Source organism: Azonexus sp. (assembly GCF_041909095.1).
Lineage (GTDB): Bacteria > Pseudomonadota > Gammaproteobacteria > Burkholderiales > Rhodocyclaceae > Azonexus.
The window spans coordinates 38,741-62,918 of the sequence record NZ_JAYREB010000006.1; the positions used below are offsets into that span (position 1 = coordinate 38,741).

The following is a 24,178-nucleotide window of genomic DNA, read 5'->3' on the forward strand; positions in this document are numbered from 1 at the left end:
GGCGGGCCTCACACCGACATGCCGAGCGGCGGGCACGCCGCCTCGCAGCCGACCACCCCCTGGATGATCGCCTTGACCCGGCCCATCGCCTCCTGCAGCACATGCTCCAGGCTGTCGAAACGGATGCCGTTGGCGCTGCTGCCGCGCCCGGCGGCGTGGTTGGCGACGACGTTGATCGCCGCATAGGGAACGCCCAGTTCGCGGGCCAGCGCCGCTTCCGGCATCCCGGTCATGCCGACGACGTCAGCGCCGTCGCGCTCCAGGCGGTTGATCTCGGCCGCGCTCTCGAGACGCGGCCCCTGCGTCGCCGCGTAGACGCCGCCGAGGGCAATGGCGATACCCAGGGCTGCCGCCGCGTCGGCGATGCGCCGGGCGAGTGCCGCATCGTAGGGTTCGGTGAAGTCGATGTGCGTCACCGGGCCACCGACGCCGTCGAAGAAGGTGGATTTGCGGCCCCAGGTGTAGTCGATGATCTGGTCGGGCAGGACGATGTCGCCCGGCTGCAGGTCGGGACGGATGCTACCGACCGAGGCCACGGAAATGATGCCGCTGACCTGGTGGTGATGCAGGGCCCACAGGTTGGCGCGGTAATTGACCATGTGCGGCGGAATGGTGTGGCCGTAGCCGTGGCGCGGCAGGAAGACCGCTGGCCGGCCGCAGATCTGGCCAAAGACCAGCGCGCCGGAAGCTTCGCCGTAAGGGGTGCGCACCACTTCGCGGTGCGAAACGTCGAGATTGGACAGCGTCGTCAGGCCGCTGCCGCCGATGATGGCCAGCATGTCAGGAACTCCGGTAAGCCAGCAGCGAAGCCAGCACGGGCACGGCGCCCTTGAGGGCGGCATGCGGTTTGAAGGAAGGGGCCGCAGCCTGCAGCTTGCGGTACAGCGCATCTTCGCGCTGTGCCTGGAAAGGCAGGCCGGCCAATGTTTTCTGGCGATGATACCCGAGCAGCGTGGCGCGGCCGATATCCTTGGCCTGCCAGGGAATCGCCGTCCGGTCGACGAGATGCAGCGCGCTTACCGAAGGCAGGTCGGCCGCCAGTTCGGCGACCGCCCGATGCACGCGCTCGCGGTAGGCGACGACCGCCTTGCCGCCGTCGCCGGCACTCGCCCCGGTGACGTCCGCCGGCGCGCCCATCAACCAGCAGACGACGGTCTCTGGCGCGAAGTCGACGATCACCGCCCGCTGTTCGGCGCTCAGCGCCGTCACTTCCGCCTCCAGCACGGCCAGCGGCAGTGTGCCGACGCGTTGCCGGGCCAGCGCCAGGCACCCAGGCTGGGCATCGACGACCAGTACCTGCAGGCCACGCTGCGCCAGCGCCAGCGTCGAAAACCCCGGCCCGCAACCGATTTCCAGCACCCGCCGGCCCGGTGTCAGCGCCGCCATCCAGTCGTAGTCGCCGTGCCGGGCGAGCGCTTCGCCCTCGTTTTCCCAGTAGTCGAGAAAACTGTCGAGCTTGGCGCCGCTCATCCCGGCTCGCCGTCGAGATAGGCTGCGAATTCCGCGCCGACCTCGGGGTGGCGCCGGCCGAAAGCGACCGTCGCCTTCAGGTAACCCAGTTTGGAGCCGCAATCGTAGCGCACGCCGTCGTAACGGTAGGCCAAGACCTGCTCCTCGTCGAGCAACGAGGCAATGGCGTCGGTCAACTGGATTTCGCCGCCGGCGCCCGGGTTTGCCCGTGCCAGATGATCGAAGATGCGCGGCGTCAGGATGTAACGCCCGACCACGGCCAGCGTGGACGGCGCGACGTCGGGCTTCGGCTTCTCGACGATGGCATTGACCTGCTCGGTGCGATCTGCCACCGGGCGCGCATCGACGATGCCGTAACTGGCGGTATCGGCGCGCGGCACATCCTGGACGCCAAGCACCGAACAACGGTAATAGTCATGGGCATCGACCATCTGCTTGAGCACCGGCGTCCTGCCGTCGAGCAGATCGTCGGCCAGCACCACCGCGAACGGCTCCTTGCCGATCACCGGACGCGCACATAGCACCGCGTGCCCCAGACCAAGCGCTTCCTGCTGGCGGATGTAGATGCAGTTGATGTCCTTCGGGATCATGTTGCGCACGAAGGCCAGCATCTGCGTCTTGCCGCGCATCTCCAGTTCGGTTTCCAGTTCGTAAGCCTTGTCGAAATGATCCTCGATCGCCCGCTTCGAGCGGCCGGTGACGAAAATCATGTCGGTGATGCCGGCGGCGACCGCTTCCTCGACCGCGTACTGGATCAGCGGTTTGTCGACGATCGGCAGCATTTCCTTGGGACTGGCCTTGGTCGCCGGCAGGAAACGCGTTCCCAGGCCAGCCACCGGAAAAACGGCTTTCCTGACTTTCTTCATTTCATACTCCCATGAAAACCGTTTTCAGCGCAGGCCAAGCCGGCACAGCCGGCGTTAAGGCAAGCTTTGGCATGGCGGCCGCAGCCAAAGACGGCTTTTCCGATTTTCTTCATGACTCTTCCTTGTTCAGCAATTCGAGCAGAGCCGCCTCGTCGAGCACCGCGACGCCCAGTTCACGCGCCTTGTCGAGCTTGCTGCCGGCTTCCTCGCCGGCGACGACGTAATCGGTCTTTTTCGACACCGACCCGGCAACCTTGCCGCCGGCCGCTTCGATCATCGCCTTCGCGTCGTCGCGTTTCAAGGTCGGCAGGGTGCCGGTCAGCACCAAGGTCTTGCCCGCCAGCGGCGCCGGCACGGCGGCCGCGGCGCCCTGTGGCAAAGCGTCGAGCAGTTCCTGGCGACGGCGGGCGACGGCGGCGAGCAGGCCGCGCCTGCCGCTTTCGCCAAGCCAGGCGAACAAGGCGCTGATCACCTCGCCGGGCAGGCCGGCGACCGACAGCGCGGCGGCATCGACGCTGCCGTCGGCGAGCGCCGCGCCGTCGGCGACGGTGGCCAGTTGCCCGGCGCGCTTGGCGGTCAGCTTGGGCACCGCCAGCGCGGTGTAGATATCGGCCCAGGCCAGGCGTTCGGCCAGGCCGGGATGCGGCGGATGCTCATCGGCCGGGGCGACGCCAGCGCCGAGCAAGGCATCGACGGCGTCGAGGTTGCGCTGCTCGGCGAAGAAATCGGCGATCGCCGCCGCCACCGTCGCACCGATGTCGGGCAGCACGGCGAGCAACGGCGCCGGCGCGCGGCGCACGCGTTCCAGACTGCCCAGCCAGTCGGCCAGGGTCTTGGCGGTACTCTCGCCAACGTGACGGATACCCAGAGCGAACAGCAGCCGCGCCAGTTTCGGCGTCTTGCTGGCGGCGATACCGGCGAGCAGGTTCTCGGCCCAGCGCGTCGGCGTCTGGCCAGCCTTCAGCGCATCCGGCTCGCTGCCGAGATTTGCCTCGCCGTCCTTCTCGTCGGCGCGCCGCTTCATCTCGAGCAGGTCGCCCAGCGTCAGCTGGTACAGGTCGGCGACGCCGTGGATGTAGCCAAACTCGACCAGACGCTCGACATAGCGGTCGCCGAGGCCTTCGATGTCCATCATGCGGCGGCCGGCGAAATGCAGGATCGCCTGGGTGCGCTGGGCGCTGCACGAAAAACCGCCGGAACAGCGGGTCGCCGCTTCGCCCGGCTCGCGCACCGTGTGCGCGCCGCACACCGGGCAGGCATCGGGCATGACGAAGGGCCGGGCATCGACCGGCCGCCGTTCGGCGACGATGCCAACGATTTGCGGAATGACGTCGCCGGCACGGCGCACGATCACCGTGTCGCCGACGCAGATGCCGCCCTTGCGCTCGATCTCGTCGGCGTTGTGCAGCGTCGCGTTGGTCACCGTGACGCCGCCAACGAACACCGGCTGCAGACGCGCCACCGGCGTCAGCGCGCCGGTGCGGCCGACCTGGATGTCGATCGCCTCGAGCACCGTCGATGCCTCCTGCGGCGGATACTTGTGCGCCACCGCCCAGCGCGGCTCGCGCGAGCGGAAGCCGAGGCGGCGCTGCAGTTCGCGGTCGTTGACCTTGTACACCACGCCGTCGATGTCGAACGGCAGGCGCTCGCGCAATTCGGCAATTTGCCGATGGAAGTCGGCCAGTGCCTCGCCGCCGGCGAGCACGGCGCGATGTTCGCAGACCGGCAGGCCAAAGGTGGCAAGCGCGTCGAGCAGGCCGCTATGGGTTGGCGGTTCATCCCAGCCGGCAACCGCGCCGATGCCGTAGGCGAAGAACTTCAGTGGCCGGCCGGCGGCGATCGCCGGGTCGAGCTGGCGGACGCTGCCGGCGGCGGCGTTGCGCGGATTGACCAGGGTCTTTTCGCCGCGCGCCGCAGCTGCCGTGTTGTATTTCTCGAGATCGTCGCGGCGCATGTAGACCTCGCCGCGCACTTCCAGCAAGGGCGGCGCCTCGCCCCGCAAACGCAGCGGGATCTGGCCGATGGTGCGCAGGTTCTGGGTGACGTCCTCGCCGGTGGCGCCGTCGCCACGCGTCGCGCCGCGCACCAGTACGCCGTTCTCGTAGCGCAGGCTGACCGCCAGACCGTCGAACTTCAATTCAGCGGCGTACTCGACCGCCGGGGCGGCAGCCGGCAGTTCCAGCTCGCGGCGGACGCGGGCGTCAAAGTTCAGCGCACCGCTCGGACCGGTGTCCGTTTCGGTCTGGATCGACAGCATGGCGACGTCGTGCACCACCGGCGCGAACTGCGCCAGCGGCTTGCCACCGACGCGCCGGGTCGGCGAATCGGCGCTCGCCAGCGCCGGATGTTCGGCTTCCAGCGCCTGCAGTTCGCGGAACAGTGCGTCGTAATCGGCGTCCGGGATGCTCGGCGCGTCGAGGACGTAGTAGGCGTGGTTATGGCGTTCCAGTTCGGCGCGCAGCCAGGCGGCACGCGCCGTGATTTCCGGCGCCGGCATCACGAGAACAGGCGCAGGGCTTGCGGCGAGCCGGCAGCCAGGCCGAAGGAACGCATCGTCGCCTGCGGCTTGCCGATGAATTCGCGGCGGATGTGATCGAGCTGGCTTTCGCCGAGCGGGTTGCGGTTGTCGTCGACCAGCATGCCCTGCAGCACCTCGGCAAAGCGCTGCGCCAGGGCGACCATCTGCACGAACACCGCTTCGCCGTGCTCGACGCGCGGCACGTCGAGCAGGAAGGTGATGCCATGCGTCGTCAGGGTGCGCAGGCTGTCGCCGGAGAACAGGGTGTTCTCGTAGTTCTGCAGGCTGAACTGCGGGCGGCCGGCATCGTCGTAGCGGGTGAACAGGCCATCGACGCCCAGCGTCATGCCGGCGGCTTCGGCCAGGGCACGGATCTTGGTGCCCGGGAAGGGAATGCCGCGGCTGACCAGATTGAGGCCGATCTCGAGGTCGACGGCAGCGCAGAAGCGATCGATCTCCGCCGCCTGGTCGAGCGGGCGCGACGACGGCAGATCGGCCACCGCCATCAGTTCGTCGGCGAGCGCCTGCATGGCGCCGTTGAACAGCGCGAGGTCACCCTCCGCCACCGGCCCCAGCCGGTTGACCAGGGGCAGCCCGATGCGCAGGCGACGCACCGCGATGTCTTCGTCGCTGTGCAGCGGCAGCCACTTGCGCCGGCTTTCGTCGAAGCCGACCCAATGCACGGGCTTGCCAAGACGACGCAGCACGTCACGCTGCGAAAGCAGAATCTGCCGCGACGACACCGGCTCGACCAGTTCCATGGCGACGATCAGTTCAATGCGCGGATCAAGGAGTTCCGGCGGCAAGGCGACATGCGGAATCTCCACCGGCGCGCGTTCGGCAGGCGCCGGCGCAGCAAGGTTTTGAACGACCGGGGCCGCCGGGACGGGTTCATCCTCAGGCTCGGCAAAGACCGGCGGCAAATCGCTTTCCGCCACTGGCGCAAACACCTGCACCGGCGAATTGTCGGACATATCCTCGGGCGCAATGACCGGTTCCGGGTCGTCGATCACCGGCAGCTCGTGCAGGCTCGGCTCCTGGGCTACGGGAGCGGAACAGGCCGGTTCCATGCGTTCCACCGGTTTTTCCGGCGCCCGCTCCGGCTGCCGTTCGCGGCGGGCCGGACGGGCACCGCCATTGAGCAGGACATCGTCCTGGCCGGGCTGGAGCATCGCTTCGGCGACCTTGCGGTGCCGGTATTCCTGCCATTTGTTGTAAGCGTACACGCCGACCACGACGGTCGCGCTCAGGCCGATCATTCCCAGTTGGAGTTCGGTCATGCATCCCTCATTTTCAAGGCTTCTTCGATATCCACTTCCACCACGCGCGAGACGCCGCTTTCCTGCATGGTGACGCCGACCAGCTGCTCGGCCATTTCCATCGCGATTTTATTATGGGAAATGAACAGGAACTGCGTTGCCCCTGACATTTTCTTGACCATGCTGCAGAAACGCTCGGTGTTGGAGTCGTCGAGCGGCGCATCGACTTCGTCGAGCAGGCAGAACGGCGCCGGGTTCAACTGGAACATCGAGAAGACCAGCGCAATCGCGGTCAAGGCCTTCTCGCCACCCGAGAGCAGGTGGATGGTCGAGTTCTTCTTGCCCGGCGGCTGGGCGATCACCTGGACGCCGGCATCGAGGATTTCCTCGCCGGTCATCACCAGTTCGGCGCGGCCACCGCCGAAGAGTTCCGGGAACAACTGGCCGAAATGGCTGTTGACCGTGTCGAAGGTGCTCTGCAGCAGGTCGCGGGTTTCGCGGTCGATGCGACGGATGGCGCTTTCCAGCGTTTCCATCGCCTCGGTCAGGTCGGCCGCCTGCATGTCGAGGTAGCCCTTGCGCTCGCTGGCTGTCTCCAGCTCCTGCAACGCCGCCAGGTTAACTGCGCCGAGTTCGGCGATGGCGTTGCCCAGGCGCGTGATTTCGCCCTGCAGCGACGACGGCCGTGCCGCATTGCCCAAGGTTTCCAGCAGCGGCAGCAGCGCCGCCTCGTCGGCGCCGGCTTCGAGCAATTGCATGGCGAACTGCTCGGCATTGAGCGACGCCGCCTGCTCCTTCAGCTTGAGGTCGCCGATCTTCGCGCGCAGCGGCTCCAGCCCCTGCTCGATCTTCAGCCGCTGCTCTTCCAGCGCGCGCAGCGCGTTGGTCGCCGCTTCCAGTGCGTCGCGCTTGGCCGCCAGTTCCTGCTCGGCCAGTTGGCGGGCGGCCAGCGCCTGCTGCAACTGTTCTTCCATGACGTCGGCCGGCGCCGCTTCGACCTGCTCGGCGCAGGCGGCGCGGTCGCGCTCGATGCGGCTCAGTTCGCGCTGGGCGACCGCCTGCTGGGCGAAGATGTCCTGCAGCTTGCTCTCGGCCTCGCGCGCCGAGAACTGCGCCTCGCGCAGTGCCCGGTCGAAATCGGCGTTCTTCTCGCGCTCGGCGCGCACGGCGCGTTCGCACTCGTCGAGCCGGGCCTGGGCGCCGGCGACCAGGACGCGGATGCGGTTGAGGCCGTCGCGGATTTCCTCGATCCGCTCGTCGGCGGCCATTTCGCGCTCGCGCTCGCCCTCTTCTTCCTCGGCCAGTTCGGCCAGTTGCTCGGCGATGCGTTCCTTCTGCTCGTTGTAGCGGGCCAGCGCCTGCGTCAGCTTGAGCACTTCCAGTTGCACGTGGTGTACGCGCTGCTGGCGGTCGGTGACGTACTGGCGCGTTTCGTCGATTTCTTCCTGCTTGTCGGCGTACTGCTCGTCGAACAGCGCCGCCTGCTCGCGCAGGGTTTCACCTTTCTCTTCGGCGAGCGCGATGCCCTCAGCGAGCGCTTCGATCTCGCGCTGGCGTTCGAGCAGGCCGTGCTCGCCCTGGTCGGGCGCAAAGAAGGTCAGGCTGCTGCGCGTCAGCAGGTCACCACCGCGGGTGACGACGACGGCCCCGGGCACCAGCGTCTCACGCAGCGCCAGCGCCTCGGCCAGCGTTTCCGCGGTGGCGACGTTGCCCAGCCAGTCGGCGAGCGCCGCGCGGATGCGCGAATCGTCGCAGCGCACCTGGGCAAGCAAGGTGTTTGCCGCGCCCGGCTGCTCGCCCGCGACGTCGCCGAGAATCACCGAGAGCCGCGCCTGCGGCCGGTCATGCAGCCAGTCGTCGAGCTTCGCCGGGTCGTCGCCGGCGATCGCCGACAACCGCTCGCGCAGCACCGCCTCGACCGCTTCTTCCCAGCCGGCCTCGACATGGATCTGCTGCCACAGCGCCGCTGCCTCGGCCAGCCCATGGCGAGCCAGCCATTCCGGCAGCTTGCCGCTGCCGGCGGTCTTCGCCTGCATCTGTTCGAGCGCGGCGCGGCGCGCCTGACCGGCGGCGAGCTCGCGCTCGAGGCGCTGCAGTTCGCCATGCACCGCCTTGCGCCTGGCGTCCAGTTGCGGGATTTCCTCCTGCAGTTGCTGCAGGTGCTCCTGGTCGCCGGCGAGTTCCTCACGCAGCAGTTCGAGTTCTTCTTCCTTCTCGGCGACTTCGAGTTCGTCCGGCGCCTCGCCAAAGGTTTCGTCGCGCAGCCGCTCGCGGCGCTGGATGATGGCCTGCAGCGAGCGCTGGGCGTGCGCCTTGTTGGTCAGCTCAACTTCCAGCTTCTGCTCGCCGTTGGCGGTCCGTGTCTTGAGGCGCTGCAGTTCGTCGAGCGCCTGCGCGTGGTCCTCCTCGACCTGCGGCGCCAGGTTCATCTGGGCGTGCAGGCGCTCCTCGGCTTCCTCGACACGCAGCCGGGTGATTTCCTGCTGCTCTTCCCATTTCTCGCGGTCCTCGGCGAGTTTTTCGGCGTTCTGCGTCCACCGGGCCAGCTCATCCTCCAGTTGCACCAGACGCGCTTCGAGCTGGCTGCGCGATTCGCGGCGGTGGCGGATTTCCGCTTCGAGCCGGGCGACTTCGGCGTTGGCCGCGTACATCGAGCTTTGCGCGTTGTGCAGCGCGTCGCCGGCGGCGAAATGGGCTTCCCGGGTTTCCTCGGCGCGGGCCTCGGTCTCGCGCAGCGCGGCGCTCTGCGCCTCAAGTTCGGTGCTCGCCCGCTCGACGTCGAGCGCCAGCCGCTGGCGCTCGGCCTCGGCTTCGCGCTTCTTCAGCAACCACAGCAGTTGCTGCTTCTGCACCAGTTGTTCGTTGAGCGCGTGGTAACGCCGCGCCACTTCGGCCTGCGATTCGAGCCTGGCGATCTGGTGGCCGAGTTCCTCGCGGATGTCCTCGACGCGCAGCAGGTTTTCGCGCGTATCCTCAAGCCGGCCGTTCGTTTCCTTGCGCCGTTCCTTGTAGCGGGTGACGCCGGCGGCTTCTTCGAGGAAGACGCGCAGGTCGTCGGGCTTGGCCTCGATGATGCGCGAGATCATGCCCTGGCCGATGATGGCGTAGGCGCGCGGCCCCAGCCCGGTGCCAAGGAAAAGATCGGTGATGTCCTTGCGCCGGACCTTCAGGTTGTTGATGAAGTAATCCGACTGGCCGCTGCGCGTCAGCACCCGCTTGACCGACAGCTCGGCGTACTGCGACCACTGGCCCAGGGCGCGACCGAGCGAGTTGTCGAAGATCAGTTCGACGGAAGCACGCGACACCGGCTTGCGGTTGGTCGAGCCGTTGAAGATGACGTCCATCATCGACTCGCCGCGCAGTTCGGAAGCTTTCGATTCGCCCAACACCCAGCGCACCGCGTCCATGATGTTGGACTTGCCGCAACCGTTCGGCCCGACGACGCCGACCAGCTGCCCAGGTAAGGAAACCTGAGTGGGATCGACGAAGGATTTGAAGCCGGCGAGTTTGAGTTTGGTCAGGCGCATGCGCGTTCAACGGTGGCCAGGATGGCCCGCCACATCGGGGGCCGTATGATAGCACCGTCATCCGGCCGTGCTGTCGGCGCGCGAGCACGTCCCAGCCTGGCCGATTTCAGCGATAATTGCCGCTTTTGGCAGTCACGAAAACCCATCCCGTGCATCCCCATCTCGCCCAACTCCAGCCCTACCCCTTTGAAAAGCTGCGCGCCTTGTTCGCCGGCATCACGCCCAATCCGCAGTACCGTGAAATCAAGCTGTCGATCGGCGAACCGCAGCATGCGACGCCACAGTTCATCATGGACGCGCTGCATGCCAATCTGCGCGGCCTGGCCAACTACCCGACGACGCAGGGCATCCCGGCGCTGCGTCAGGCGATCGGCAACTGGTGTGCCCGGCGCTACGGCATCACGGTCGATCCGGAAAGCGAAATCCTGCCGGTCAACGGCTCGCGCGAAGCGCTGTTTTCCTTCGCCCAGGCCCTGATCGACCCCAGCCAGGGCAAGCCGATCGTCGTCAGCCCCAACCCGTTCTACCAGATCTACGAAGGCGCGGCCTACCTGGCCGGCGCCGAGCCGCGCTTCCTGAACAACCTGCCGGAAAACGGCTTCGCCTTCGACTACGCGCAATTGACGCCGGAAGAATGGGCGCGCGTGCAACTGTTCTACGTCTGTTCGCCGGGCAACCCGACCGGCAAGGTGCTGTCGCTTGACGACTGGAAGACGCTGTTCGCGTTGTCCGACAAGTACGGTTTCGTCATCGCCTCCGACGAATGCTATTCGGAAATTTATTTCGACGAAGCCAACCCGCCGATCGGCGGCCTGCAGGCGGCGAAACTGCTCGGCCGCAATTTCGACCGGCTGGTGATGTTCTCCAGCCTGTCGAAGCGCTCTAACGTGCCGGGCATGCGTTCCGGTTTCGTCGCCGGCGACGCGAAACTGCTCAAGGCTTTCCTGCTCTACCGCACCTACCACGGCTGCGCCATGGCACCTCCGGTGCAGGCCGCCTCGGTCGCCGCCTGGAACGACGAGGCGCACGTGCTCGAGAACCGCAACCAGTACCGCGAGAAATTCGCCGCCTGCACGCCGCTGATCGCTACGGCGCTCGGTACCGGCATGCCGGACGCAAGTTTTTACCTGTGGGCAAAAACGCCGATTGCCGATCCCGAATTCGCCCGCGGCCTGCTCGAACACTATAATGTCGTAGTACTGCCCGGCAGCTTCCTTGCCCGTGACTCCCAGGGCGTCAACCCGGGTGCCGGCTTCGTCCGCATCGCCCTGGTCGCCGGCCTGGAGGAATGCCTGGAAGCCAGCCGCCGCATCGTTCAATTCACACAACAACTGTAACCAAGAGAGACCCGCCAAATGAGCATCGCACTTCAATTCAGCATCGATGAACTCTGGGAAAAGCGCGCCGAGTTGACTACTCAGTCTGCAGAAGCCATCGCTATCATCGAAGCCGTTATCAATGAACTGGACAGCGGCAAGCTGCGCGTCGCCGAAAAGGTGGGTGGCGAATGGGTGGTCAACCAGTGGGCCAAGAAGGCCGTGCTGCTCTCCTTCCGCACCCGCGACAACCGCGTCCAGGAAGCCGGCGACGTGCGCTTCTACGACAAGGTCGACACCAAGTTCCAGGGCTGGAGCGAGGAACAGTTCAAGGCCGGCGGCTTCCGCGTCGTGCCCGGCGCCTTCGCGCGCAAGGGTTCGCACATCGCGAAGAACGTCGTGCTGATGCCCTCCTTCGTCAATATCGGCGCCTTCGTCGATGAAGGCACCATGGTCGACACCTGGGCCACGGTGGGTAGCTGCGCGCAGATCGGCAAGAACGTGCACCTCTCCGGCGGCGTCGGCATCGGCGGCGTGCTCGAACCAATCCAGGCCGGCCCGGTCATCATCGAAGACAACTGCTTCATCGGCGCCCGTTCGGAAGTCGTCGAAGGCGTCGTCGTCGGCGAGAACTCGGTGATCTCGATGGGCGTGTACATCGGCCAGAGCACGCCGATCTACGACCGCGAAACCGGCGAAATCACCTACGGCCGCATCCCGCCGGGTTCGGTCGTGATTTCCGGCTCGCTGCCCAAGGATAATGGCCGTTACAGCCTGTATGCGGCTATCATCGTCAAGAAGGTCGACGCCCAGACGCGCTCGAAGACCAGTATCAACGAACTGTTGCGCGCCTAACTACCCTTTCGCGAAAGAGGTCTTGCCATGATCCTCGACAAACTGTTCCAGCTGATGTCGGAAAAACAGGCATCGGATATCTTCATTTCCGCCGGCACGCCGATCCACATCAAGATTCAGGGTACGACCATGCCGGTCAACCAGCAGATCATGCTGCCCGACATGATCGAGAAGATCGCCTATGAACTGATGAACGAGGATCAGGCCAAGACCTTCGAGGCCACCAACGAGATGAACCTCTCGTTCGGTGTGCCGCAGGTCGGCAATTTCCGCATCAACCTGTTCCGCCAGCGCGGTTCGATCGGCATCGTCGTCCGCTTCATCCTCGGCAACATCCCGGCGCTCGACACGCTCGGCATGCCGCCCCTGCTCGGCGAGCTGATCATGGAGAAGCGCGGCCTGATCCTGATCGTCGGCGCCACCGGCTCCGGCAAATCGACGACCATCGCCTCGATGCTCGACCATCGCAACTCGACGCGCGCCGGCCACATCCTGACCGTCGAGGACCCGATCGAATTCCTGTTCAAGCACAAGAAGTCGATCGTCAACCAGCGCGAAATCGGCATGGACACGCACGACTGGGGCTCTGCGCTGAAGAACGCAATGCGCCAGGCACCGGACTGCATCCTGATCGGCGAAATCCGCGACCGTGACACCATGCAGGCGGCGATCTCCTACGCCCAGACCGGCCACCTCTGTCTGGCAACACTGCACGCCAACAACTCCTACCATGCACTGAACCGCATCATCAGCTTCTTCCCGCTGGAAAACCGGCCGGCACTCTTCCTCGACCTCTCGGTCTCCCTGCGCGCCATCGTCTCGCAACGCCTGGTGCGCAGCCCGGAAGGCAAGCGTCTGCCGACCTGCGAAATCATGCTCAACACGCGCCACATCAGCGAACTGATCGAGCGCGGCGAAGTCCAGGGCATCAAGGACGCGATGGAGCAGACGCTGGCACCGGGATCGCAGACCTTCGAGCAGGATCTCTTCCGCCTTTATCACGAAGGCACGATCACCCTCGACGAAGCCCTGGCCAACGCCGATTCGCCGACCAACCTGTCGTGGCTGATCAACAACTCCGAGTTCAATAACAACTCCGGCAAGGAAGAGAAGAAGCCCGACATCAGCCTCGAATTCGACAGCACCAACGAAGGCGGTACCTCGTTCAAGGAATTCCAGCTCAGTCTCGCTGACGAAGACGAAACCCACTGATGACCGATCCCACCCTCGAACTGGCACGCCGGATCATGGCGTGCCCGTCCGTCACGCCCGACGACGCCGGCTGCATGGACATTCTCGGCGCCCATCTCGGTGCCATCGGCTTCACCCTCGAATGGCTGAACCGCAACGGCACCCGTAACCTCTGGGCGCGCCGTGGCACTAGCGCGCCGCTGTTCGTCTTCGCAGGCCACACCGACGTCGTACCGACCGGCCCGCTTGAAAAATGGACCAGCCCACCGTTCGCCCCGGAAATCCGTGACGGCAAGCTCTATGGCCGCGGCGCCGCCGACATGAAGACCGGCGTCGCCGCCGCCGTCACCGCCGTCGAGGCCTTCGTCGCGGCGCACCCGGAGCATCCCGGTTCGCTCGCCTTTCTGCTCACCTCGGACGAGGAAGGCGACGCCAACGACGGCACCGTCGCCGTCACCGAAACCCTGCAGGCGCGTGGCGAACAACTCGACTACTGCATCATCGGCGAGCCGACCTCGGTCAACACGCTCGGCGACATGATCAAGAACGGGCGTCGCGGCTCGCTCTCCGGCGTGCTCAACGTCAAGGGCATCCAGTGCCACATCGCCTACCCGGAAAAGGGCCGCAACCCGATCCACCAGGCGGCGCCGGCCATCGCCGAACTGGCGGCGACCGAGTGGGATCAGGGCAACGAATACTTCCCGCCGACGACCTGGCAGATTTCCAACATCCACGGCGGCACCGGCGCGACCAACGTCATCCCCGGCCAACTGGAGATCAAGTTCAACTTCCGCTTCTCCACCGCCAGCACGCCGGAAGGCCTGCAGCAGCGCCTGTGCGCGATTCTCGACCAACACGGGCTGGAATACGAAATCAAGTGGACGCTCGGCGCCCGCCCCTTCCTCACCGGCCGCGGCCCGCTGGCTGACGCGGCGGTCGAAGCGATCCGCGCCGTTTGCGGCATCGAAACCGAATTGTCGACCACCGGCGGCACCTCGGACGGCCGCTTCATCGCGCCGATCTGCGGCCAGTTGCTGGAAATCGGACCGTCCAACGCGACCAGCCACAAGATCGACGAATGCATCGCCGTCGACGCCCCGGCGCAACTCTCGGCGATCTACCGCCGCATCCTGGAAAAAATCCTCCTCGCATGACCGCCCACGCCCAGCACGAACTGATCACCGTCCGCGACTTCATCCGCTACGCGGTCAGCCGCTTCAACGCCGCCCAGCTATTCTTCGGCCACGGCAGCGACAACGCCTGGGACGAAGCGGTTTACCTGACGCTGCACACGCTGCACCTGCCGCTCGACCGCCTCGAACCCTTCCTTGACGCGCGCCTGCTGCCGGACGAGCGGGTCCGCCTGCTCGACCTCTACAGCCGCCGCTGCCAGGACCGCCTGCCCGCCGCCTACCTGACCAACGAGGCCTGGCTGGGCGAGGACCGTTTCTACGTCGACGAGCGCGTCATCGTGCCGCGTTCCTTCATCGCCGAACTGCTCGACGAACAACTGGCGCCGTGGGTCGCCGACCCGTGGGCGGTGGAAAATGCGCTCGACCTGTGCACCGGCTCCGGCTGCCTGGCGATCAAGCTGGCGCTGAATTTCCCCAACGCCCAGGTTGATGCCGTCGACCTGTCGACAGACGCGCTCGCCGTCGCCGAACGCAACATCGCCGACTACCATCTGGGCGAGCGCGTGCATCCGGTCCATTCCAACGCTTTCGCCAAGCTTGCGGGGAAACGCTACGACCTGATCATCTCCAACCCGCCCTACGTCAATGCTGAAGCCGTCGATGCGCTGCCGCCGGAATACCTGCACGAGCCGGAAATGGCGCTCGGCTCCGGCGACGACGGCCTCGACTTCACGCGCATCATCCTTGCCGAAGCGAAACAGCACCTGAGCGAAGACGGCATCCTCGTCGTCGAGATCGGCCACAACCGCGCCGCGCTCGAAGCCGCTTTCCCCGACCTGCCCTTCACCTGGCTCGACACCGCCGCCGGCGACGAATACGTGTTCATGCTCAACGCGGCGGACTTGCCGGACTAAGACGCGGGTTTGAAACTCTACGAAATCCCCAGCCCGTTCGAGATCGAAACCGGCACGGTCATGATGCTCGAGCCTGCCTGGGCGCGGGCCGGCGAACTCCGCGCCCAGTTGCTCGACGAAAGCTACCCGAAGCCTTTCGTCATCGACGACGGCAAGTCGCGCTATCTCTACTTCAACGTCCGCCTGATGCAAAGCGAGATGGCGCTGAAGACACCGCACGACCTGGCGCTGCGCTACACGCAGAAGATGATGGGCTTCCTGCTTTTCCACCCGCGCCCGAAACGCATCGTGATGATCGGGCTGGGCGGCGGCTCGATCGTCAAGTTCTGCCACCGCCGACTGCCCGGCGTGCACATCACCGCCGTCGAACTCGACCCTGACGTGATCGCGCTGCGCGACGCCTTCTTCGTGCCGGCGGACGACGAACGCCTGCAGATCGTCGAGGGCGACGGCGCCGAGTTCATCGCGCAGGCCGACAAGGGCATCGACGCGCTGCTGGTCGACGCCTTCGACCGCAGCGGCTACGCGCCGGAACTGGCCAACCGCCAGTTCTTCGAAAGCGCCTTCGCCAAACTCTCCGGTGACGGCGTGCTGGTGGTCAACCTGGCCGGCGACAAGGAGACCTACGCCGGGCTGATCGGCGAGGTGATGCACGTTTTCGACGACCGGGTGATCGTCATCTCGGTGCCCGACGACGGCAACCACATCCTCTACGCGTTCAAGGAAAAGTACTTCGAACCGCGCTGGCGCTGGCTGCACAACCACGCCAAGGAATTGCGCGCCCGCCTCGGCCTCGACTTCCCGGCCTTCACGCAGAAGATGGAACGCTCGGCCAAGCTCGGCTTCGCCCGGCGCGAGGCGATCCGCGGCCGCTGAACCGGCCGCGCCCGGCGAGCGGAGCTCAAGCGCCGGCGATTTCGCCGAGGATCGCCCGCAGCAACTGCCAGCAGCGCGCCACCGACGCCACCTCGACCCGCTCGCCCGGCGCGTGCGCGCCGTGGATGGTGGGCCCGAAGGAGACGATGTCGAGGCCCGGGTATTGGGCGCCGATCAGCCCGCATTCGAGGCCGGCGTGGATCACCTGGACCTTCGATTCGCCACCGAAATCGCGCCTGAACACCGTCTGGCAGGTACGCAGCAGCGCCGAATCCGGGTTCGGCTGCCAGCCCGGGTACTGGCCGGATTTTTCGGCGGCGGTGCCGGACAGCGCGAACAGGCTGACGATCTCGTCGGCGAGCGCGTCGGCGGCGCGGTCGACCAGCGAGCGGACCATGAAATTGCAGTAGCCGGCAGCCGGCGTCAGCTCGACGATGCCGAGGTTGTTCGAGGTTTCGACAACGCCCGCCACCTGCCGGCTGACGCGTTTGACGCCGTGCGGCGCGGCGTGCAGCGAGGCGAGCCAGGTGAATTGTTCCGCGCCGGCCATCACGGAATCCGCTGCCGCCGTTTCCGCACTCAAAGCAACACCATCGTCGACGCCGCGCAGCAGTTCGCGCAGCGCGCTCTGCTGCGTCGCCAGCCAGGCATCGAGCCCAGCGGCGTCAGGCAAGGCGAGCACGGCGAAGGCTTCGCGCGGCAGCGCGTTGCGCGCCGAACCGCCGTGCAGCGAGACCAGCCGGTAAGGCATGACGCCGGCCAGGTCGTGCAGCACGCCGACCAGCAGCTTGATCGCGTTGCCGCGTTCCTCGTGGATATCGACGCCGGAATGACCGCCGCGCAGGCCGCGCAGCGCAATCCGGCGCACCGTCCAGCCGGCCGGCAGCGCTTCCGCTTCGCCATCGCGCCGGACATCGACGTCAAGCCCGCCGGCGCAACCGAGGTAGAACTCACCCCAGGCCTCGGTATCGAGGTTGAGCATCAAGGACGCGTCGATCTGCCCAGGTTCGAGGCCGCGGGCGCCGCCCATGCCGGCCTCTTCGTCGACGGTGAGCAGCGCCTCCAGCGGGCCGTGGCGCAGCGTTTCGTCTTCCAGCGCAGCGAGGATCAGCGCCACGCCGATGCCGTTGTCGGCGCCCAGCGTCGTCTGCCCGGCGACCAGCCAGCCGTCGCGCAGTTCGGGGACGATGGGGTCGCGGGAAAAATCGTGAGCGCTGTCGGCGTTCTTCTGGCAGACCATGTCCAGGTGCGCCTGCAGGACGACAGTCGGCACGTTTTCGCAGCCGGGCGTCGCCGGCTTCTTCAGGATCAGGTTGCCGGCGCGATCCACCTTGGCCGCCAGCGATCTTTCGCCAGCCCAGGCCAGCAGCCGGTCGCGCAGCGCGGCTTCGGCCTTGGAAGCGCGCGGCGTCGCGCAGAGCGTGGCGAAATGCCGCCAGACGGCAAGCGGCTGCAGGCGGGAGAAAAGTTCGGGCTGCGACATGGGCAAAAATCCGGGCAAAAGCGGCAGCTTAACCAATGCCCAGCTGGCGGTGAAGTACGGCCGATTATCAATAAACCAATGTTCTATGCCTTTGACGTACAATCCCGGCGCACTAGCCGGACCTCTTCCGATGATCTCGATTTACCAGCTCAAACCCGCCTTCCAGAACCTGCTGCGCCCGCTCGCCACCCACCTGGCGAAACTCGGCGTCACCGCCAACGCCGTGACCGTGGCGGCGATGCTGCTGTCGCTGCTGCTCGGCGGCGTTCTTTATCTGTTCGGTGCGAGCGCGCCGCAGCTCTTCCTGCTGCTGCCGGCCTGGATGTTCCTGCGCATGGCGCTCAACGCGCTGGACGGCATGCTGGCCCGCGAGTTCGGCCAGCAATCGCCGCTCGGCGCCTACCTCAACGAACTGAGCGACGTCGTCTCCGACGCCGCGCTCTACCTGCCTTTCGTCCTCATCCCGCCGTTCGGCTGGGCGAGCATCGGCGCCGTCGTCTTCCTTGCCGCACTCTCCGAAATGGCCGGCGCGCTCGGCCCCATGGTCGGCGCGCCGCGCCAGTACGACGGCCCGCTCGGCAAGAGCGACCGCGCCTTCCTGTTCGGCTGCCTGGGCTTCTGGCTCGGCCTCGCCGGCAGCCTGCCGGCAGCCGTTTTCTGGCTGATGCCGCTGGCTGCCGCCGGCATCGCGCTGAACATCGTCAACCGCATCCGCAGCGGCATCGCCGCCATCACCTCATGACCCGAATCGCCGAAAACCACCACTTCCCCTGCAGCGACGGCAGCGCCCTCTTCTACCGCCGCTGGCCCGCCGTCGCGCCGCAACGTCGCGGCGCCGTCGTCCTCTTCCACCGCGGCCACGAACACGGTGGGCGCATGGCGCACCTGGTCGACGAACTCGACCTGCCCGATTTCGACTTCTACGCCTGGGACGCCCGCGGCCACGGCAACTCGCCTGGGCCACGCGGTGATTCGCCGAGCTTCGGGCAATCGGTGCGCGACGTGCAGACCTTCATCGAACACATCCGCGACACCTGGGGCGTGGCCGAGCAAGACATGGCGGTGCTGGCGCAGAGCGTCGGCGCCGTGCTGATCAGCACCTGGGCCCACGACTACGCGCCGCGCGTGCGCTGCCTGGTGCTCGCCTCGCCGGCCTTCAAGGTCAAGCTCTACGTTCCCTTCGCCCGCCCCGGACTGCGCCTGCTGCGCGCGCTGCGCGGCAATTTCTTCGTCAACAGCTACGTCAAGTCGAAGTTCCTGACCCACGATCCGGCGCGCCAGGCGTCCTACGACAGCGACCCGCAGATTTCGCGGCCGATCTCGGTCAACATCCTGCTCGCCCTCTACGAGGCGGCCGACCGCGTCGTCGCCGACGCGCAGGCGATCACCGTGCCGACCCAGCTCCTCGTCTCCGGCGCCGACTGGGTCGTCCATCACGCGCCGCAGCATCAGTTCTTCGAGCGTCTGGGCACGAGTGCCAAGGAGAAGCACGTCCTCGACGGCTTCTACCACGACACCTTCGGCGAGAAGGATCGCCACGTCGCGACCTCGCTGGCGCGCAGCTTTATCCTGCGCCAGTTCTCGCAGCCCTGGTCGCGCCCCGACCTGCGCCAGGCGCACCGCCAGGGGCCGACCTTCGACGAGGCGCAGGCGCTTGCCCGCCCGCTCTCCCTGTTCAGCCCGCGCGGCCTGTACTGGGCCTTCTACCGCCTCGGCATGAAGCTGGGCGGCCTGCTCTCCGCCGGCGTCGCGCTCGGCCATCGCACCGGCTTCGATTCCGGCAGCACCCTCGACTACGTCTACCGCAACACGCCGACCGGCCGCGGCCCGCTTGGCCGGCTGATCGACCGCAACTACCTCGACGCCATCGGCTGGCGCGGCATCCGCCAGCGCAAGCTCAACATCGAGGAACTGCTGCGCGTGGCGCTCAGCCGCCTGCAGGCGGAGGGCCAGCCGCTGCGCATCCTCGACATCGCCGCTGGCCACGGCCGCTACGTGCTGGAAGCGCTGGCCGACGCACCGCGCCCGGAATCCGTCCTGCTGCGCGATTTCAGCCCGCTCAACGTAGACCAGGGCAGCGCCCTGATCGCCGCCAAGGGCCTGACCGACATCGCCCGCTTCGAGCGCGGCGACGCCTTCGACCGCGCCTCGGTGGCGGCGGTGACGCCGGCGCCGACGCTCGGCATCGTCTCCGGGCTCTACGAGCTGTTCCCCGACAACGACCGGGTCGCCGCCTCGCTGGCCGGCATGGCCGACGCCATCGCGCCGGGCGGCTACCTGATCTATACCGGCCAGCCCTGGCATCCGCAGCTCGAACTGATCGCCCGCGCCCTGACTAGCCACCGCGACGGCGAGGCCTGGGTGATGCGCCGCCGCACCCAGGCGGAAATGGACCAGCTGGTCAGCGACGCCGGCTTCGAGAAGATCGAGCAGCGCATCGACGCCTGGGGCATCTTTACCGTCTCGCTCGCCCGCCGCCGGCCGGCATGAACGGCAAGCCGCCGCTGCCCTGGAAGCGCAGCCTGCTCTGGCTGCTCTTCCTCGGCCCCTTCTTCTTTCTCAGCTACGGCCAGGCGAACCAGCTGGCGGCCAGCCGCGAGGCGGTCGCCAGCCTGTATTTCGCCTGGGAAAGGCAATTGCCCTTCCTGCCCTGGACCATCGTTCCCTACTGGTCGATCGATCTCCTCTACGGGCTGTCCTTCCTCTGCTGCCGCGACGCCCGCGCCGTCGACCGGCACGGCCAGCGCCTGCTTGCCGCGCAAGTGATCGCCGTCGCCTGCTTTCTCGCCTTCCCGCTGCGCTTCGCCTTCGCCCGCCCAGCCACCGACGGCCTGGCGGGCGCCATGTTCACCGCCCTGAGTGCCTTCGACCAGCCTTACAACCAGGCGCCGTCGCTGCACATCGCCCTGCTCGTCCTGATCTGGTTCCAGTTCGCCAAATTGCCGCTGGCCCGCCCCGGGCGCCTGCTGGTGCACGGCTGGGCGCTGCTCATCGGGATTTCCGTGCTGACCACCTGGCAGCACCATTTCATCGACGTCCCGACCGGCGCCGCGCTCGGCCTCTTCTGTCTCTGGCTGCTGCCGGAAGCCGGCCTGCGCTCGCCGCTGCGGCGCGCCGCCGATGCCGGCCACTTCCGGCTGGCGGCACTTTACGCCGCTGCTGCGGTGGCTTTGCTGGCGGCCGCCATCGGCTTCGGCGACCTGGCGCTGCTCCTTGCCTGGCCGGCGCTGTCGCTGCTGCTGGTCGCCTGGAACTACGCATGGGCGGGCAGCGCCGGTTTCCAGAAGCAGGCCGGCGGCCACAGCCTGGCCGCGCGCTGGCTGTTGGCGCCCTACCAGTTCGCCGCCTGGCTCAATTCGCGCTGGTGGACACGGCGCCACCCCGCGCCGGTGCATATCGCCGGCGCCGTCTGGCTCGGCCGCATGCCCGACCACACCAGCTACGCCAACGGCGGCTTCCGCGCCCTGGTCGACCTCAGCGCGGAGCTGCCGGCGCCGCGCCTCGCCACGCCACACCACGTCCATCCCTGCCTCGACCTGGTGCCGGCGACGCCGGAAGTCCTGGGCGCGGCGGCCCACGCAATTGCCCGACGGGTCGCCGACGGCCCGGTCCTGGTCGCCTGCGCCCTCGGCTATTCACGTAGCGCGGCGGCGGTCGCTGCCTGGCTGAAGCTGAGCGGCCTGGCCGCCGACACCGAGGCGGCGATCCGCCTGATCCGCGAGCAGCGCCCGCAGATCGTGCTCGGCGACGGCTGGCGAACGAGCCTGGCGCAATTGGACGCCGCCGGGAGCGAACCCGCATGAGCCCGGAAGACCGCCAGCTCACCGCGATCGGCGGCGCCATCTGCGCCGCCGCCGGCCGCATTGACGCCTGGAGCCGGCCGCTGGCCTTGCTCGCGCTGGCCGCCCTGCTGCTGCCCCAGGTGACGGCGGCGAGCGCCGCGGCACTCGCCGCCAGCGTCCTGCTCGGCCTGCTCGAGGGCTATTGTGCGCTGCGCCTCGCTTTCGACCGCCCGCTCTTCGCCCACTGGGCCGACGCTGCCGACGAAGATACGACAAGCGCGCTCGCCGCCTTCGACACCGCGCTGAATCGTCTCGGCTGGCCGGTCGGCGATCCCGGGCGACCGCTCGCTGCACGCGTTGCCGGCGCCCGAGCCCTGCTCCTCCGCCAAGGCCAGGCATTTGCGGCACAATGGCTCGCTGCCAGCAGCGCCGTGCTTCTCCTGTCACTTCACTGAACGAGCATGTCTCTCGAACGCTTCCTCGCCGCCGCCCTGTGCCAGTTCGCCAAGACCGTCACCGGCGTGCGCGCCGTCTGGCTCGACAACGCGCCCTCGCCCGCGGCCCGCGTCTATTTCGCCAACCATCGCAGCCATGGCGATTTCCTGCTGATCTGGGCCAGCCTGCCGGGGGCGCTGCGCGCGCTGACCCGCCCGGTCGCCGGCGCCGATTACTGGCTGCGCGGCCGCCTGCGCCGTTACCTGATCGAGCGGGTTTTTCGCGGCGTCCTGATCGACCGCCGACCGGGGCCACGCGACGATCCCCTGGCGACCATGCTGGCGCCGCTGGCGGCCGGCGAATCGCTGATCCTCTTTCCGGAAGGCACGCGCAACCTGGGCGACGGCCTGTTGCCGTTCAAGAGCGGCATCCACCATCTGGCGCTGGCCAGGCCGGAGGTCGAATTCGTCCCGGTGTGGATCGAGAACCTCGGCCGCGCCATGCCCAAGGGATCGCTGATCCCGGTCCCGCTGCTGTGCTCGCTGAGCTTCGGTCCGCCGCTCCGGCTGCAGGCCGGCGAGCCCCGCAGCGCCTTCCTGTCGCGTTGCCGCGACGCCTTGCTGGCGCTGGCGCCGGCCAGCGAGTGATGAGCATGACCGACCTCGATCCGACCTCGACGCTGCGCCTGATCTTCGCTGGCGTCGCCGCCTTCCTCCTGCTCGCCAGCAGCATCGGCGGCGCCCTCGCCTGGCGCGGCCCACTGGCCGGCAGCGCGCTGATCGCCAACCTGAACGCCCGCATCAACGCCTGGTGGGTCATGGTGGGCGTCCTCGCCATCGCCTTCTGGATCGGCCGCGGCGGCGTCATCCTGCTATTCGCCTTCATTTCCTTCCAGGCGCTGCGCGAGTTCATCTCGGTCACCTACACGCGCAGCGGCGATCACGGCGCCCTGGTCTGGAGCTTCTTTTTCTTCCTGCCGCTGCAGTACGCGCTGATCGCCGTCGATTGGTACGGCCTGTTCTCGATCCTGATCCCGGTCTATGCCTTCCTGCTGCTGCCGATTTCGGCGACCCTCGGCGCCGACACCAAACGCTTCTTCGAGCGCGCGGCCAAGGTGCAGTGGGGCCTGATGATCTGCGTCTATTGCGTGTCGCACGTGCCGGCGCTGCTGACGCTGGAGATTCCGGAGTTCGCCGGACGCAACCTGCAGTTGATCGCCTTCCTGGTCCTCACCGTGCAATCGAGCGATGTCTTCCAGTACATCTGGGGCAAGCTGCTCGGCCGCCATCCGTTGGCCCCTGGCATCTCGCCGTCGAAGACGGTCGAGGGGCTGCTCGGCGGCGTCCTCACCTCGACCGCGCTCGGCGCCGCGCTCTGGTGGATCACCCCGTTCGCGCCCTGGCAGGCGGCGCTGGTCGCGCTTTGCGTCAACCTCTTCGGCTTCTTCGGCGGCCTCGTGCTGTCGGCGATCAAGCGCGACCGCGGCCTCAAGGACTGGGGGTCGATGATCGAAGGGCACGGCGGCATGCTCGATCGCGTCGACTCGATCAGCTTCTCGGCACCGATCTTCTTCCACATCGTCCGCTACTGGTGGGTGCCCTGAAGCCTTCGGTTAAAATCCAGCAGTTCGCCAACCATCCCTCGCCACCAAGCATGCGTATCGCCGATCCCTCGCAAGACACCCTGGTCAACGAAGTCAGGCTGATGCTCGACAACCTGCCGCTCGACGGCGCCCGTGTTCTCGAACTGGGCTGCGGCCGGGCCGAAAAAACCCGCACCCTGGCCGAAACCGGCAGGATCGGCGAAATCGTCGCCCTCGAAGTCGACACCATCCAGCACGAAAAGAACCTCGCCATCACCGACCTGCCCCAGGTCAGTTTCATCCATGGCGGCGCCGAAGCGATCCCGGCCGCCGACGCCAGCTTCGACATCGTGCTGATGCTGAAGTCGCTGCACCATGTGCCGCTTGCGCTGATGGACCAGGCGCTGGCCGAAGTCGCGCGCGTCCTCAAGCCGGGCGGCCTGGCCTGGATCTCCGAACCGGTCTACGCCGGCGAAATGAACGAGGTGTTCCGCCTCTTCCACGACGAGAAGACGGTCCGCGAAGCCGCCTTCGCCGCGCTCTGCCGCGCCGTCGACCAAGGCCCGCTGGCGCTCGAACGCCAGCTCTTCTTCAAGACCCGCAGCTATTTCGAGAATTTCGAGCAGTTCGACCGCCGGATGATCCGCGTCACCCACACCGACCACGCGCTGTCGCCGGAGCTCTACGCCGCGGTCAAGGCGAAGTTCGAATCCTTCATGACCACGGAAGGCGCCACCTTCCACCCGCCACAACGTGTCGACCTGCTGGTCAAGCGCTGAATCCGGCTGAATCCGCTCGCTGCAAAGGAAAAAGCCCGTGCATCTGACGATGTACGGGCTTTCGAATTCTGGGGCGACTGATGGGGCTCGAACCCACGACAACCGGAATCACAATCCGGGACTCTACCAACTGAGCTACAGCCGCCGCTGCAGGAAGGCGCGCATTGTAAGGCCTGTCGCCGTGGCTGTCTA

20 protein-coding genes and 1 tRNA gene are annotated in these 24,178 nt (G+C 67.1%); 13 read left to right on the top strand and 8 right to left on the bottom strand.

The window, feature by feature from the left end; all coding sequences use genetic code 11:
- Nucleotides 1–8 precede the first annotated feature (8 nt).
- From ACE3OV_RS12350 to smc, 6 genes are all read right to left on the bottom strand, one after another.
- Complete coding sequence (locus tag ACE3OV_RS12350; RefSeq protein ID WP_374327495.1) at nucleotides 9–779, bottom strand: S-methyl-5'-thioinosine phosphorylase; 771 nt, start codon at nucleotides 777–779, stop codon at nucleotides 9–11.
- 1 nt (nucleotide 780) lies between these two features.
- Complete coding sequence (locus ACE3OV_RS12355; protein ID WP_374327496.1) at nucleotides 781–1,470, bottom strand: class I SAM-dependent methyltransferase; 690 nt, start codon at nucleotides 1,468–1,470, stop codon at nucleotides 781–783.
- Nucleotides 1,467–2,336, bottom strand: a complete 870-nt coding sequence (galU, locus tag ACE3OV_RS12360) for a UTP--glucose-1-phosphate uridylyltransferase GalU (protein ID WP_374327497.1) — start codon at nucleotides 2,334–2,336, stop codon at nucleotides 1,467–1,469. The genes ACE3OV_RS12355 and galU overlap by 4 nt, the downstream gene beginning before the upstream one ends.
- Nucleotides 2,337–2,445: 109 nt before the next feature.
- The gene (ligA, locus tag ACE3OV_RS12365; RefSeq protein ID WP_374327498.1) at nucleotides 2,446–4,833 is read right to left on the bottom strand and encodes an NAD-dependent DNA ligase LigA; all 2,388 of its coding nucleotides are present in this window, start codon (nucleotides 4,831–4,833) and stop codon (nucleotides 2,446–2,448) included.
- Nucleotides 4,833–6,134 carry a cell division protein ZipA C-terminal FtsZ-binding domain-containing protein gene (locus ACE3OV_RS12370; protein ID WP_374327499.1) on the bottom strand — a complete coding sequence of 434 codons (1,302 nt, stop codon included), beginning with the start codon at nucleotides 6,132–6,134 and terminating at the stop codon, nucleotides 4,833–4,835. The genes ligA and ACE3OV_RS12370 overlap by 1 nt, the downstream gene beginning before the upstream one ends.
- Nucleotides 6,131–9,640: a chromosome segregation protein SMC gene (smc, locus tag ACE3OV_RS12375; protein ID WP_374327500.1), complete on the bottom strand. Its 3,510-nt coding sequence runs from the start codon at nucleotides 9,638–9,640 to the stop codon at nucleotides 6,131–6,133. Before smc ends, ACE3OV_RS12370 begins: the two co-directional genes overlap by 4 nt.
- A 149-nt stretch (nucleotides 9,641–9,789) precedes the next feature.
- Between smc and dapC the strand changes: the two genes are divergently transcribed.
- Genes dapC through ACE3OV_RS12405 form a run of 6 tightly spaced genes read left to right on the top strand, consistent with a single transcriptional unit; the run spans nucleotide 9,790 to nucleotide 15,925 of the window.
- Nucleotides 9,790–10,977: a succinyldiaminopimelate transaminase gene (dapC, locus tag ACE3OV_RS12380; RefSeq protein ID WP_374327501.1), complete on the top strand. Its 1,188-nt coding sequence runs from the start codon at nucleotides 9,790–9,792 to the stop codon at nucleotides 10,975–10,977.
- Nucleotides 10,978–10,995: 18 nt separating this feature from the next.
- The gene (dapD, locus tag ACE3OV_RS12385) at nucleotides 10,996–11,811 is read left to right on the top strand and encodes a 2,3,4,5-tetrahydropyridine-2,6-dicarboxylate N-succinyltransferase (protein WP_374327502.1); all 816 of its coding nucleotides are present in this window, start codon (nucleotides 10,996–10,998) and stop codon (nucleotides 11,809–11,811) included.
- A gap of 27 nt (nucleotides 11,812–11,838) precedes the next feature.
- The gene (locus tag ACE3OV_RS12390) at nucleotides 11,839–13,023 is read left to right on the top strand and encodes a PilT/PilU family type 4a pilus ATPase (RefSeq protein WP_374327503.1); all 1,185 of its coding nucleotides are present in this window, start codon (nucleotides 11,839–11,841) and stop codon (nucleotides 13,021–13,023) included.
- Nucleotides 13,023–14,156 carry a succinyl-diaminopimelate desuccinylase gene (gene dapE / locus ACE3OV_RS12395; RefSeq protein WP_374327505.1) on the top strand — a complete coding sequence of 378 codons (1,134 nt, stop codon included), beginning with the start codon at nucleotides 13,023–13,025 and terminating at the stop codon, nucleotides 14,154–14,156. The genes ACE3OV_RS12390 and dapE overlap by 1 nt, the downstream gene beginning before the upstream one ends.
- On the top strand, nucleotides 14,153–15,049 hold the full coding sequence (gene prmB / locus ACE3OV_RS12400; protein ID WP_374327507.1) for a 50S ribosomal protein L3 N(5)-glutamine methyltransferase: 897 nt from the start codon (nucleotides 14,153–14,155) through the stop codon (nucleotides 15,047–15,049). The genes dapE and prmB overlap by 4 nt, the downstream gene beginning before the upstream one ends.
- 9 nt (nucleotides 15,050–15,058) lie before the next feature.
- On the top strand, nucleotides 15,059–15,925 hold the full coding sequence (locus tag ACE3OV_RS12405) for a spermidine synthase-like protein (RefSeq protein ID WP_374327509.1): 867 nt from the start codon (nucleotides 15,059–15,061) through the stop codon (nucleotides 15,923–15,925).
- 25 nt (nucleotides 15,926–15,950) lie between these two features.
- Here the strand turns inward: ACE3OV_RS12405 and ACE3OV_RS12410 are convergent, their stop codons facing one another.
- Nucleotides 15,951–17,408 (bottom strand): aminoacyl-histidine dipeptidase, encoded by a 1,458-nt coding sequence (locus ACE3OV_RS12410; protein ID WP_374327510.1) that lies wholly within the window; start codon nucleotides 17,406–17,408, stop codon nucleotides 15,951–15,953.
- 130 nt (nucleotides 17,409–17,538) lie between these two features.
- On the opposite strand from ACE3OV_RS12410, the gene ACE3OV_RS12415 reads away from it, so the two are divergent.
- From ACE3OV_RS12415 to ACE3OV_RS12445, 7 genes are read left to right on the top strand one after another with little or no spacing between them, the layout of a single operon-like run.
- The gene (locus tag ACE3OV_RS12415; RefSeq protein ID WP_374327511.1) at nucleotides 17,539–18,150 is read left to right on the top strand and encodes a CDP-alcohol phosphatidyltransferase family protein; all 612 of its coding nucleotides are present in this window, start codon (nucleotides 17,539–17,541) and stop codon (nucleotides 18,148–18,150) included.
- Nucleotides 18,147–19,898, top strand: coding sequence for a bifunctional alpha/beta hydrolase/class I SAM-dependent methyltransferase (locus ACE3OV_RS12420; protein WP_374327512.1), 1,752 nt, complete (start codon nucleotides 18,147–18,149; stop codon nucleotides 19,896–19,898). The genes ACE3OV_RS12415 and ACE3OV_RS12420 overlap by 4 nt, the downstream gene beginning before the upstream one ends.
- Nucleotides 19,895–21,211 carry a phosphatase PAP2/dual specificity phosphatase family protein gene (locus tag ACE3OV_RS12425; protein WP_374327513.1) on the top strand — a complete coding sequence of 439 codons (1,317 nt, stop codon included), beginning with the start codon at nucleotides 19,895–19,897 and terminating at the stop codon, nucleotides 21,209–21,211. The genes ACE3OV_RS12420 and ACE3OV_RS12425 overlap by 4 nt, the downstream gene beginning before the upstream one ends.
- Nucleotides 21,208–21,645, top strand: coding sequence for a hypothetical protein (locus tag ACE3OV_RS12430; RefSeq protein WP_374327514.1), 438 nt, complete (start codon nucleotides 21,208–21,210; stop codon nucleotides 21,643–21,645). The genes ACE3OV_RS12425 and ACE3OV_RS12430 overlap by 4 nt, the downstream gene beginning before the upstream one ends.
- Nucleotides 21,646–21,651: 6 nt before the next feature.
- Nucleotides 21,652–22,272 (top strand): lysophospholipid acyltransferase family protein, encoded by a 621-nt coding sequence (locus ACE3OV_RS12435; protein WP_374327515.1) that lies wholly within the window; start codon nucleotides 21,652–21,654, stop codon nucleotides 22,270–22,272.
- Nucleotides 22,273–22,277: 5 nt separating this feature from the next.
- Nucleotides 22,278–23,228: a phosphatidate cytidylyltransferase gene (locus ACE3OV_RS12440; RefSeq protein ID WP_374327517.1), complete on the top strand. Its 951-nt coding sequence runs from the start codon at nucleotides 22,278–22,280 to the stop codon at nucleotides 23,226–23,228.
- Nucleotides 23,229–23,278: 50 nt separating this feature from the next.
- Nucleotides 23,279–23,986: a class I SAM-dependent methyltransferase gene (locus ACE3OV_RS12445; protein WP_374327519.1), complete on the top strand. Its 708-nt coding sequence runs from the start codon at nucleotides 23,279–23,281 to the stop codon at nucleotides 23,984–23,986.
- A gap of 69 nt (nucleotides 23,987–24,055) precedes the next feature.
- Here ACE3OV_RS12445 and ACE3OV_RS12450 read toward each other — a convergent pair.
- Nucleotides 24,056–24,131 (bottom strand) — tRNA-His (locus tag ACE3OV_RS12450).
- Between the last annotated feature and the right edge of the window lie 47 nt (nucleotides 24,132–24,178).